The sequence below is a fragment of the uncultured Holdemanella sp. genome (assembly GCF_958348295.1).
GTDB lineage: Bacteria > Bacillota_I > Bacilli_A > Erysipelotrichales > Erysipelotrichaceae > Holdemanella.
The window spans coordinates 1-11,136 of record NZ_CATVYQ010000060.1; the positions used below are offsets into that span (position 1 = coordinate 1).

13 protein-coding genes, 1 riboswitch and 1 other annotated feature are annotated in these 11,136 nt (G+C 35.1%); of the genes, 11 read left to right on the forward strand and 2 right to left on the reverse strand.

What is annotated here, in order from left to right; genetic code table 11:
* Window positions 1-67: 67 nt before the first annotated feature.
* Window positions 68-169: riboswitch (purine riboswitch) on the forward strand.
* Window positions 170-226: 57 nt separating this feature from the next.
* From Q3907_RS09570 to Q3907_RS09590, 5 genes are all read left to right on the forward strand, one after another.
* Window positions 227-1,534, forward strand: a complete 1,308-nt coding sequence (locus Q3907_RS09570) for a uracil-xanthine permease family protein (RefSeq protein WP_270512520.1) — start codon at window positions 227-229, stop codon at window positions 1,532-1,534.
* 77 nt (window positions 1,535-1,611) lie between these two features.
* On the forward strand, window positions 1,612-2,361 hold the full coding sequence (locus tag Q3907_RS09575) for a xanthine dehydrogenase family protein subunit M (RefSeq protein ID WP_301898114.1): 750 nt from the start codon (window positions 1,612-1,614) through the stop codon (window positions 2,359-2,361).
* Complete coding sequence (locus Q3907_RS09580; RefSeq protein WP_295644361.1) at window positions 2,351-2,812, forward strand: (2Fe-2S)-binding protein; 462 nt, start codon at window positions 2,351-2,353, stop codon at window positions 2,810-2,812. Before Q3907_RS09575 ends, Q3907_RS09580 begins: the two co-directional genes overlap by 11 nt.
* Complete coding sequence (locus Q3907_RS09585; RefSeq protein WP_301898115.1) at window positions 2,805-5,081, forward strand: xanthine dehydrogenase family protein molybdopterin-binding subunit; 2,277 nt, start codon at window positions 2,805-2,807, stop codon at window positions 5,079-5,081. The genes Q3907_RS09580 and Q3907_RS09585 overlap by 8 nt, the downstream gene beginning before the upstream one ends.
* The gene (locus Q3907_RS09590) at window positions 5,074-5,613 is read left to right on the forward strand and encodes a nucleotidyltransferase family protein (RefSeq protein WP_295644357.1); all 540 of its coding nucleotides are present in this window, start codon (window positions 5,074-5,076) and stop codon (window positions 5,611-5,613) included. The genes Q3907_RS09585 and Q3907_RS09590 overlap by 8 nt, the downstream gene beginning before the upstream one ends.
* Here Q3907_RS09590 and Q3907_RS09595 read toward each other — a convergent pair.
* Window positions 5,610-6,422: a choline kinase family protein gene (locus tag Q3907_RS09595; RefSeq protein WP_295644354.1), complete on the reverse strand. Its 813-nt coding sequence runs from the start codon at window positions 6,420-6,422 to the stop codon at window positions 5,610-5,612. The genes Q3907_RS09590 and Q3907_RS09595 overlap by 4 nt on opposite strands.
* A gap of 170 nt (window positions 6,423-6,592) precedes the next feature.
* Between Q3907_RS09595 and Q3907_RS09600 the strand changes: the two genes are divergently transcribed.
* The 6 genes from Q3907_RS09600 to rplL all read left to right on the forward strand — a co-directional run bounded on the left by Q3907_RS09600 (window position 6,593) and on the right by rplL (window position 10,070).
* On the forward strand, window positions 6,593-6,961 hold the full coding sequence (locus Q3907_RS09600) for a MerR family transcriptional regulator (RefSeq protein ID WP_301898116.1): 369 nt from the start codon (window positions 6,593-6,595) through the stop codon (window positions 6,959-6,961).
* 2 nt (window positions 6,962-6,963) lie between these two features.
* The gene (locus Q3907_RS09605) at window positions 6,964-7,692 is read left to right on the forward strand and encodes a hypothetical protein (RefSeq protein WP_301898117.1); all 729 of its coding nucleotides are present in this window, start codon (window positions 6,964-6,966) and stop codon (window positions 7,690-7,692) included.
* A gap of 144 nt (window positions 7,693-7,836) precedes the next feature.
* Window positions 7,837-8,256, forward strand: coding sequence for a 50S ribosomal protein L11 (gene rplK, locus Q3907_RS09610; protein ID WP_003866292.1), 420 nt, complete (start codon window positions 7,837-7,839; stop codon window positions 8,254-8,256).
* Window positions 8,257-8,270: 14 nt separating this feature from the next.
* Window positions 8,271-8,957, forward strand: a complete 687-nt coding sequence (rplA, locus tag Q3907_RS09615; RefSeq protein ID WP_295562828.1) for a 50S ribosomal protein L1 — start codon at window positions 8,271-8,273, stop codon at window positions 8,955-8,957.
* 30 nt (window positions 8,958-8,987) lie between these two features.
* Window positions 8,988-9,107 (forward strand) — a sequence feature (ribosomal protein L10 leader region).
* Between the two features lie 32 nt (window positions 9,108-9,139).
* Window positions 9,140-9,679 (forward strand): 50S ribosomal protein L10, encoded by a 540-nt coding sequence (gene rplJ, locus Q3907_RS09620; RefSeq protein ID WP_295646470.1) that lies wholly within the window; start codon window positions 9,140-9,142, stop codon window positions 9,677-9,679.
* Window positions 9,680-9,701: 22 nt separating this feature from the next.
* Entirely contained in the window at window positions 9,702-10,070 is a 369-nt protein-coding gene (gene rplL, locus Q3907_RS09625; RefSeq protein WP_117995840.1) for a 50S ribosomal protein L7/L12, read from the forward strand.
* Between the two features lie 138 nt (window positions 10,071-10,208).
* On the opposite strand, the gene Q3907_RS09630 is transcribed toward rplL, so the two are convergent.
* Window positions 10,209-11,012, reverse strand: a complete 804-nt coding sequence (locus Q3907_RS09630; RefSeq protein ID WP_295646464.1) for an HAD family hydrolase — start codon at window positions 11,010-11,012, stop codon at window positions 10,209-10,211.
* Window positions 11,013-11,136 lie beyond the last annotated feature (124 nt).

Consider the following 11,136-nt stretch of genomic DNA (forward strand, 5'->3'; position numbering starts at 1 on the left):
AAGATGGTGTATATCCTGAAAAATTATGGAAATAGGACGATTTGTCCTATTTTTTTTGTTAGATTAATGATATAATCCAAACGTGTTTCGTATATGTCGACTAATACGGTGTCGATGTTTCTACCCCTAAACCGTAAATTCAGGGACTATGAATCAACCTACTATTTTTATTGTGTCGTGTTGATTCTCGTTTTTGTGCGAGACTTTTTTATTTTCGGAGGAAAACATGAGAAAAGAAGATGTGAAAAAAGGTTCTATATATGAACTTGATGGTGTTGTACCTTTAAAAGAGGCATTGCCTTTAGGTATTCAGCACGTATTAGCGATGTTTCTTGGAAATATCAGTCCATTATTAATTATTGCAGGAATGCTTGGATTATCACCGGATTTAAAATCTGCATTGATTCAAAATGCGATGTTTATTGCCGGAGCTGTTACTTTAGTTCAGTTATATCCAGTGTGGAAAGTGGGAGCTAAACTTCCAATCGTTATGGGTACTAGTTCAGGATTTATTGGAACTGCCAAAGCAATGGGGGCTCTATATGGTTATGGTGCATTGATGGGAGCAAGTTTAATTGGTGGTTTATTTGAGATGGTTTTAGGTTTCTTTATTAAACCATTAAGAAAATTATTCCCACCTGTTGTTACAAGTTTAGTTATCATTTCGATTGGGTTATCATTACTTCCTGTTGGTATCAATTATTTTGGTGGCGGTAGTGGTGCTGCTGATTTTGGAGATCCTAAACATTTATTAGTAGGTACATTTGTTATTTTGGTGATTATTATCGCAAAACAAATCAAAGGATTTGTGAATAATGCATCCATTTTGATTGGTATTATTGCTGGATATATCTTAGCTATTGTACTTGGAATGGTTGATTTTACACAAGTTCAAACAGCTTCTTGGATTGCACTTCCAACATTTATGCCAGTGAAGATGGAATTTAATTTAGAGGCTATTATTGCGATGGGAATTATGTTTATCGCAACAACGGTTGAAACAGTTGGAGATGTTTCTGGTATCACAAATGGTGGTTTAGATCGTGAAGCAACTTCTGAAGAATTACAAGGTGGCGTATTGGCAGATGGTTTAGGTTCTGTTGTAGCCTCATTGTTTGGCGTTTTGCCAAATACCTCATTCTCTCAAAATGTTGGCTTGGTTTCAGTGACTAAAGTTGTTAACCGTTTTACAATTATGACAGGAGCAATCTTCTTGATTCTTTGTGGTTTCTGTCCAAAATTAAGTGCTTTATTTGCGGTTATGCCTCAATCTGTACTTGGTGGCGCAGCTGTTATTATGTTTGCGAGTATTTTAGTGAGTGGTATTCAATCATTGATGCGTGTTGAATTCAATGAAAGAAACACTTTGATTATTGCCTTGGCTATTGGTCTAGGAATTGGTATTGGACAAGTTCCTACAGTTCTAGCACAATTACCAAGTTGGGTTGGAAATATTTTTGCACAAAACGGAATTATTATGACGTTTGTGATCGCAACCGTATTAAATTTGATTTTGCCTGGTAAAAAAGACTAATAAATAGGTGTTAAACATTGTGTTTAACACTTTCTTTTTGTGTTAAAATTTTAGTAAAGAAAGAGAGCGTATCCATTATGTTAAGAATAATGAATTATGCGACGCCAGAATCTTTGGATGAGGCGTATGCGCTATTAACAAAAAATAAGAAGAATATGATTTTGGGTGGTATGATTTGGTTAAAGATGGAAGATATTCAAATTCCAACCGCTATCGATTTGAGTAAACTAGGTTTGGACCAAATTGAAGAAGATGATGCTGAATTTAAAATTGGAGCCATGGTAACTTTACGCCAATTAGAAACACATAAATCATTTAATAAAGCAACATGTCATGTGTTTAGAGATGCTGTAAAGGATATTGTTGGTGTACAATTAAGAAATTTGGCGACAGTTGGAGGAAGTGTATATTCACGCTTTAGCTTTAGTGATGTTATCTGTAGCTTGTTATGTTTAGAGTGTGATGTACAAACATATGCACATGGTCGTATTTCACTTGAAGAATTCATAAGTCTTCCATATGAAAAGGATATTGTGGAATATATTTATGTGAAGAAGACAAACTTGCCTAGTGCTTTTGTTTCGGTAAGAAGAAGCGCTACGGATTTAAGTGTTTTAAATGCATCTTGTACTAAATATGCAGATCACTATCGATTCTGTTTTGGAGCAAGACCAGCCATTGCGAAAGTTTATAATTGTGATTTAGATCATATTGATCTAGATGTATATTGCGCAGATAATATGCGTGGAAGTAAGGAATATAGAGAAAAACTTGTTGAGGGATTAACTCAGAAGTTATTGAGAAAGGTAGAGTCTTATGTTGGTTAAAATTAAAGTGAATGGAAAATTGATTCAGGATGATGTACAGCCACAAACTTTATTGCTTGACTGGCTAAGAGATCATGGTTGTTACAGCGTGAAAAGAGGGTGTGATACTGCAAACTGTGGATTGTGTACAGTATGGAAGGATGGAACGCCAATTCTTTCTTGCAGTACATTAGCTATTCGATGTGATGGTCATGAAATTACGACACTTGAAGGACTTCAAAAAGAAGCGGGTGAATTTGGTATGTTTATGGCTAAACAAGGTGCAGAACAATGTGGCTTTTGCTCACCAGGATTTATTATGAATGTTTTGGCAATGGAAAAAGAATTAGTGAATCCAAGTGATGACGAAATTCGTGCTTATTTAGCTGGAAATTTATGCCGTTGTTCTGGGTATATGTCGCAAATGCGTGCTATTAAGGCATACTTAAGTCGAGGTGAAAATCATGAATAGTGTAGGAAAAGGTGTCGTCAAAAAAGATGCGATGGCTTTAGTTACAGGGCAGCCTGTATATTGTGATGATTTAGCACCTAAGGATTGTTTGATTGTCAAACTTTTAAGAAGTCCACATGCATATGCGAAAATTAAAAGTATTGACACTTCCATTGCAAAAAAAATTCCTGGAATTGAAGCTGTATATACATATGAGGATGTTCCAACTTCTCGTTTTACATTGGCAGGGCAATCTTATCCTGAACCAAGTCCTTATGATCGAAGAATCTTAGAAAATGTAGTTCGCTACGTAGGGGATGAAGTTGCGATTGTTGCCGGAGCTAATGAGGATTGTGTGGATCGTGCTTTAAAAGCTATTAAAGTAGATTATGAAGTATTAGAACCATTGTTGGATTTTGAGAAATCGATCGATAATACAATCGTGGTTCATGAAGAAGACGATTATAAGTGTCTTTGTGAGATTGGTAATGATGTAAAGCGTAATATTGTCAGCAGTGGAGAAAGTGTTGTTGGTGATGTGGATGCCGTATTAAAAGAGTGTGATGTAGTCTTAGAAAGAGATTATCATACAAAGGCTAATGCACAGGCAATGATGGAAACAATGCGTTCATATTGTTATATTGATACATACGGTCGTTTGAACTGTGTAAGTTCTACACAGATTCCTTTCCATGTTCGTCGAATTTTAAGTAATGCTTTAGAAATTCCAAAATCAAAAATCAATGTGATCAAGCCAAGAATTGGTGGTGGTTTTGGGGCTAAACAAACAGCTTGTTGTGAAATTTTTACTGCATTTGTTACGTGGCAACTTAAAAAGCCAAGTAAAATCGTGTATACGCGTGAAGAAACTTTTGCGGCTAGTAACTCAAGACATGAAATGAAAATGCATGTTCGTATTGGCGCTACAAAAGATGGAACGATTGAAGCAATTGATTTATATACATTATCAAATCAAGGTGCTTATGGTGAACATGGTCCAACTACAATTGGTTTAGCAGGACATAAATCATTACCTTTATATAACCATGTAAAGGCAAGTCGCTTTACATATGATGTAGTTTATACAAATACAATGCGTGCAGGTGCCTATAGAGGATATGGTGCTACACAGGGTCAGTTTGCGGTTGAATCCATTATTAATGAATTGGCTGATGAATTGAATATGGATCCTTGTGAAATCCGTTTTAAGAATATGACACGTGAAAATGAAGTGTTATCGCAGTATTATAATGAAGAATTGAATGCGTGCGCATTGGATCGTTGTTTAGAAAAAGCTATGGAAATGATTGACTACAAGAACAAACCTTTAAGACGTGATATGGGAGACTTTGTTCGTGGTTTAGGTGTTTCTTTATCTATGCAAGGTAGTGGTATTTCGGGCCTTGATGTAGGTTCTGTTGAAATCAAATTGCAGGATGATGGTTTCTATACACTAAGTATTGGTGCTACAGATATGGGTACGGGTTGTGATACTATTCTTGCCCAAATGGTTGCAGAATGTATGGATTGTAATGTAGATCAAGTTGTAACAAGTGCATTAGATACAGATCACTCACCTTATGATACGGGTTCTTATGCATCAAGTACAACGTATGTAACGGGTATGGCTGTAGTAAAGGCTTGTGAAAAACTAAGAAATTCTATTTTAGAAGCAGCCGCTGGATTCTTCAATGTGGATAAAAAAGATATTGAATTTGATGGTAAGAAAATCAATACGTTAGATCATGTGCATGAAATGAGTTTGGCTGATTTTGCGGACACGTGTTTCAATGGTGGTATCGCAAAAGCTTTGATTGCCAGTGACTCTCATATGTCACCTACAAGTCCACCTCCATTTATGGTTGGTATTGCTGAAGTGGATGTAGATAAATTAACGGGTGAAATTAAGGTTCATGATTATGTTTCTGTAGTTGATTGTGGTACGGTTATCAATCCTAACTTGGCTCGTGTACAAGCTGAAGGTGGTATTGTACAAGGTATTGGTATGGCTTTAAGTGAGGATATCACATACTCAGATGATGGTAAGATGCGTAATCGTAATTTCTTACAGTATAAGTTACCAACAAGAGTAGATGTTCCTAGCGTTCGTGTTGAATTTGAAAGCAGCTATGAAGACAATGGGCCTTTTGGTGCTAAATCCATTGGAGAAGTTGTTATTAATACACCAACAAGTGCAATTGCCAGTGCCGTAAAACATGCGACAGGTGTGCAGGTTCGTACTTTGCCTATTACAGCTGAAAAAGTGTTATTAGGAAAAGAAGATGAATAATATTTCTTTAATTATCTTAGCGTCTGGTTTTTCCAGACGCTTTGTTTCAAATAAGCTTCTGTATGAGTTCCATGGAAAGAAGTTGATAGAATATGCTTTTGATAGGGCAAGTGCTTTTTTGGATGTCATTGTAGTCACACAGTATGAAAAGATAAAAGAAATGGCTGAAACTTTAGGGTATCGTGTAATCATGAATGATCACCCTGAATATGGACAAGGTCATTCTATTGCGTTAGGTGTTGGTGCGTGTATGAATGATGCTTGTATACTGATGGTTGCGGATATGCCATATTTAAAATTGGATACATTAAAAGAAATGGTTTCAATTCAAGATGGAAAGCATATTGTGATTTGTGAGTATAATGGTATTTTATGTAATCCTATGTTGCTTCCAAAAAGGTATTATGATAAGGCAAAACAATTATGTAATGATAAAGGTGCAAAACAAATCATTGGTGATGATTTGTATTTAACAGTATCTTTATCGCATGAAGAATTTATGGATATAGATGAAAAAACAGAGGTAGTCTAACCTCTGTAATGTTTTTCTTTGTCTTTTGCGATATCAAAGTATATTTGTTCGTCTCTTTGTTCGTAAAGCATATTTGCCCAATATCCCCAAAGAATGTCTTCCATTCTTTCAAATGCTTGTACTTGTACATCAATCATAGGGTCAATTTCTCCATCAAAATAGGCTTGATAGAACTGGTCTCTTTGGTCGATATAATGAATGTTGTTTTCTGAAAAGAAGCTGGCAATATCGAAGCGATAATCGTTTTTAGCTGCATATTCATAATCAATCAAATAATCTTTTGTATCACTATAAAGAATATTTCCTTGTACAAAGTCGTTGTGACATAGTGTGTTTGGTTTATATTCTTTTTTTAATGCTTCTAAAAAGTTTTCTTCATTTGGAAAAGATACGATACATTCTTTGATTTGGGATTTATAGAATTCAATTTTTCCAAAAGGGTTAAAAATAAATAAAGGGGCTTCTTTTGCATGAAGAGATTTCATTAAATTTGCACATCTTGCGAATTTGTCTTTGTCTTTACATTCATTAAATGTTTTTACATCTTCAATATGATGAGTGACTTTAATACCTTCTTTTTCGTCGAATAAAACAGTGGGCACATCTAAATCAGAAACAAGTGGCAAAATTTCTTTTTCGTGTTCATGTTGTAAACCAAGTGATTCATGATTCTTCTTCGGTACGCGTACCATGTATTTATCGTTGTTGATTGTCAATATATAGTTATGGTTACTGATACCTTTATCTGTTTTTTCGAGTGTATATTCTGTTGTATTAAAATTTTTTTCTATCCATTTTTCTAAGTTCATGTGGATATATTAACATTATTATTCTTTAAACTCAATGCGGTCGTTGTACCGCTTTTTTTGTTCGCGAAATCTACAAGGTCTGTTATGGCAAAAAAGGATAGAAGAAATAACTTTTTTAGCTTGCGTTGTTCTAAGAACAAGGCTGTAGATTGGAAAAGGAGTAGTGGACAATGAAGTATAAGGTGAAGTGGATCGAAGAACATCTGGGAATCACGAGAAATATGATTCGTAGATATGAAAAGAAGGGAGTGATTTTAAAGAATGAAGAAGGAAAAGATCGAGAGTTTGACGAAGAAGGGCTAAGACAATTATGGAATATAAAAGTGTTGGTGAGTTTAGGTTTTAGTTTGGATGAAGTTAAGGAGATTATAAATGAGGGAAATTTAAAGGAGTTGAGTCAAAGAAAGCTGGGTGAGTTGGATAAGAAGTGTGTGGATTTACAAAGTAAAATAGATTTGTTGAATAGGGTTTGTATTACTGGAAAATTACCATGTTGTTTAGAAGATGTCATTAATGAGTTTGGAAAGAAGAGTGAATAATAATGAAAAGGTTAATGTGTTTGAGTTTGTGCTTGGTTCTTTGTGGTTGCACAAGTGCACCGGTTGCCAAAGATAATGTAGAAAAGAAAATGAATGTAAATGTAATTGAGGTATCTGCTTCTTCGATTGACGAGATAGAGGAGATGGCAATCAAGGATGTTGAGGACACAAAGGAAAAATTAGAAAGTGAAAGGGATGCGTTGAGTGAAGAAATTACGGATTTTAATTCATATACTAAAAATGTAGACAAGGTAAAGGCATATTATGATGGTGCTTTAAAACAGACAGAATTATTGTCGATACGATTAAGAGAATATGCTTATAAGTATGCTGAATTGATAATGAATGAGGATACATCGTACAAGGTAAAATACAAAGATTTGAGTGGCATCTATGAATATATATATGAGGATGCAGGTAATGCTATGTATGATATATATGATAAGACAGTGCATGACTTATACGATATTTACTATAATGGCATTATTAAAGATGCATATGATACGGAAGACTATGATGTGTGGAGTGATGCTAGTTCAGATGCTTACGATGATTGGTCAGATTGCGTATCAGATATATATGATGTATGGTCAGATATGCAGTCGGATATTTATTCGTTCCAATCAGATTTAAGAAGTGAAGTGTATGATCATGATGACAAAAGAGCTCAAAAGAAAATGGATAAATTTAAGAAATCGATTCTTCGTATGAAGGAGGATGTAAATGATTAGAGAGAATCAATGATTTTCTCTAATTTTTTTTAGAATGAGCTTGCATCACAGATTATAGTGGTGTATAGTAAATAGGCATGCGTGGGAGAATGCGTAACTGTTCGTATTACCACAGCATAGGACAAAATATAGGAGGAACGTCTTATGAGCAAGAAAAAAGTTACAAAAGTTTGTAAGTTGCAGTTCCAAGCTGGTGGAGCTAAACCAGGTCCAGCATTAGCAAGTGCTGGTATCAACATGCCTCAGTTCTGTACAGCTTTCAATGATGCAACAAAAGATCGTAAAGGTGATATTGTTCCAGTTGTCATTACTGCTTATGAAGATAAGAGTTTTGATTTCGTATTGAAAACAACACCTGCTGCTAACTTATTGAAAAAAGCAGCAAACGTACAAAAAGCAAGTGGAGATCAAAAAGTAGTTGCTGGTACAATTACAGTTGATCAATTAAAAGAAATTGCTGAGTACAAAATGCCAGACTTGAATGCCAATGATGTAGAAGCTGCAATGCGTATTGTTGCTGGTACTGCACGTAACATGGGTATCAAGGTTGAAGGATTTGAATAGGAGGAACATCAATAATGGCAAAAGTAAGTAAGAGATATGCTGAAGCAGTTAAATTAGTTGATCGTTCAAAAACTTATTCAATTGAAGAAGCTGTTAAATTAGCTAAAGAAACTAGTAAAACAAAATTCGACGCAAGTGTTGAAGTAAGTTTCCGTTTAAACGTAGACCCTCGTCACGCTGATCAACAAATCCGTGGAGCAATGGTATTACCTAATGGAACTGGTAAAACACAACGCGTTTGTGTAGTTGCACAAGGCGAAAAAGAAAAAGAAGCTCAGGCTGCTGGTGCTGATTTCGTTGGTGGTGCAGATATTATCGAAAAAATCTCTAAAGGTTGGTTCGATTTTGATGTATTAGTAGCTACTCCAGATATGATGGGTCAATTAGGACGTTTAGGACGTGTATTAGGTCCTAAAGGATTAATGCCAAACCCTAAGACTGGTACAGTAACAATGGATGTTGCTAAGGCTATTGATGAAATCAAAAAAGGTAAAGTTACTTACCGTGTAGATAAAGAAGGAAATATCAACTTAGCTATCGGTAAAACAAGCTTTACAGAAGAAGCATTAGTTGAAAACTTCAATGCAATCTTCAATACAATTGCTAAGGCTCGTCCTGCAACTATTAAAGGTGCATACATGAAGAACTTAGTTGTTTCAACAACAATGGGTCCTGGAATCCACGTTGAGATCGTTAAGTAATTGACAAATCTAGTAAAATAAATTAAACTATGGATTGTTATCAATATTCCAAAGACAGTAACGGCGTATGCTTAATTATGTTACCGAGGGTATGATGCATTGACTTTGCACAATTAGCCCGTCTTTGATGCGGGCTTTTCTTTTGAATATTGTTACAATAGATGAAAGAAGAGGTGGATCGAATGAACAAAGACATCCTTGCACAAAAGGAAGCTGACGTTATCGCCTTAACTGAAAAAATGGAAGCTGCTAGTAGTGTTGTATTAGTAGAATACCGTGGATTATCAGTAAAGGAAGTAACAGAACTTCGTCGTGCTTTGCGTGAAGAAGACGTTGAATTCAAAGTTTACCGTAACGCAATCGCTCGTCGTGCAGCTGAAAAATTAGGTCACGAAGATTTCGCAAAAACTTTAGTTGGACCTAACGCATTGGCATTTGGTAAAGATCCAGTTGCTCCTGCTCGTGTATTAGCTAAATTCGCTAAAAATCATGAAGCATTAGTATTAAAAACTGGTATCGTGGATGGAGCTATGGTAGACGAAGCTACTATCCAAAAATTGTCTGCATTACCTAACAAAGAAGGTATGTTGGCTAAATTCGCATCTTGCTTAAATGCTCCAGTTATCAAATTTGCTATGACTGTTAAAGCATTGGCAGAAGCTAAAGAAAACGGATCTGTAAAAACAGAAGAAGCACCAGCTACAGAAGAAGCTGCTGCGTAATTAATTATAGGAGGAAAATAAAATGGCTAAATTAACTCAAGAAGAAATTCTTTCTTATTTAGAAGAAGCAACAATTTTAGAATTAAACGACTTAGTAAGTGCAATCGAAGAAAAATTTGGTGTAGTAGCTGCTGCTGCTGTTGCTGCTCCAGCTGCTGCTGCTGAAGAAGCTGCAGGACCTAGCGAAGTAACTGTTACATTAACAAATGTTGGTGGAACAAAAGTTGCTGTAATCAAAGCCGTACGTGAAATTACTGGTTTAGGATTAGTTGACGCTAAGAAATTAGTAGATGGTGTTCCAGCTGCTATTAAAGAAAACGTATCTCCAGAAGAAGCAGAATCAATTAAAGAAAAATTAGTTGCTGCTGGAGCTACTGTAGAAATTAAGTAATTTAAGCTTAATAAGTAATTAAAGCCTTTGTCCTTAGATAAAGGCTTTTTTTTCATTTAATGAGTATGGACTTAAATGATACTATTATGATACTAAAAAAGACATCATTCTAATTGCGATGATGTCTTTTATATATGTTTATTCATCTTTTAATATTTTTGTGACTGCATTATAGATACCGTTATCGTATGTAGATGTTGTGGCAAAGTTAGCATAGCTTTTGACAAAATCACTTGCATTTCCCATTGCAACGCCAATATCGGCTTTCTTTAACATGTGGATATCATTTGTACTGTCTCCAAAACAGATGGCATCTTTCCATGTTAATCCTGTTTTTTCTAGAATCATTTCAATACCTTTTGATTTGTCGTTATCTGCATTGAAGATATCGAAGCAGAATCCATCGGTTTTTACGTTGATCAAATCATTTCTTAAATCAGGATGAGATTCCATAAATGCATCTACTAGTTTTTTGTCTTTAGTAAGAACTACGGCGTTAAAGGCTTTGTGTCTTAAGTGATAAGATTGGCTTGGATCGTAGAACAGTGAATCTAGCACATTGCAATATTTACAGAAGTCATACATTGGGTAAAAGTTGTTATAAATGTATGTAGCGTCTCCAAAGTGGAACATTAGGCCTGTTTCGTGTTTTTTACTAAAATCAACTAAATCGTTGACGTTGTCTTGTAAGATGGGGTAGCTACCAATTTCTTGAAAGTCTTTGTCTAATATATAGCTGCCATTGATTAATACGTAATAATCAAATTGAATGCGTTGTAAAATAAGTTTCAACTGGTTTAAAGGACGACCTGTAGCCGCACAAACAATATATCCTTTATCTTTTAATGTCTGAAGGGCATCTAATGCACTTTCTTGAATGATGTCATTTTCGGTTTGGTAAAGAGTTCCGTCCATGTCGAAAAATACAATTTTGTGTTTCATAAATCTACCTCTATTCTTGTCTATATTATACTTTAATGATGTACAAAGAGTATAAAAAAATTATATTTTAAAAGCTCAATTGTAAAACTAAATCCCATTGAGAAATAGTAAATACAACGAGGTT

Bases quoted from the DNA above. Each gene is read 5' to 3' on its own strand.
- Q3907_RS09570 (WP_270512520.1), top strand. From the start codon at position 227: ATGAGAAAAGAAGATGTGAAAAAAGGTTCTATATATGAACTTGATGGT.
- Q3907_RS09575 (WP_301898114.1), top strand. From the start codon at position 1,612: ATGTTAAGAATAATGAATTATGCGACGCCAGAATCTTTGGATGAGGCG.
- Q3907_RS09580 (WP_295644361.1), top strand. From the start codon at position 2,351: ATGTTGGTTAAAATTAAAGTGAATGGAAAATTGATTCAGGATGATGTA.
- Q3907_RS09585 (WP_301898115.1), top strand. From the start codon at position 2,805: ATGAATAGTGTAGGAAAAGGTGTCGTCAAAAAAGATGCGATGGCTTTA.
- Q3907_RS09590 (WP_295644357.1), top strand. From the start codon at position 5,074: ATGAATAATATTTCTTTAATTATCTTAGCGTCTGGTTTTTCCAGACGC.
- Q3907_RS09595 (WP_295644354.1), bottom strand. From the start codon at position 6,422: ATGAACTTAGAAAAATGGATAGAAAAAAATTTTAATACAACAGAATAT.
- Q3907_RS09600 (WP_301898116.1), top strand. From the start codon at position 6,593: ATGAAGTATAAGGTGAAGTGGATCGAAGAACATCTGGGAATCACGAGA.
- Q3907_RS09605 (WP_301898117.1), top strand. From the start codon at position 6,964: ATGAAAAGGTTAATGTGTTTGAGTTTGTGCTTGGTTCTTTGTGGTTGC.
- rplK (WP_003866292.1), top strand. From the start codon at position 7,837: ATGAGCAAGAAAAAAGTTACAAAAGTTTGTAAGTTGCAGTTCCAAGCT.
- rplA (WP_295562828.1), top strand. From the start codon at position 8,271: ATGGCAAAAGTAAGTAAGAGATATGCTGAAGCAGTTAAATTAGTTGAT.
- rplJ (WP_295646470.1), top strand. From the start codon at position 9,140: ATGAACAAAGACATCCTTGCACAAAAGGAAGCTGACGTTATCGCCTTA.
- rplL (WP_117995840.1), top strand. From the start codon at position 9,702: ATGGCTAAATTAACTCAAGAAGAAATTCTTTCTTATTTAGAAGAAGCA.
- Q3907_RS09630 (WP_295646464.1), bottom strand. From the start codon at position 11,012: ATGAAACACAAAATTGTATTTTTCGACATGGACGGAACTCTTTACCAA.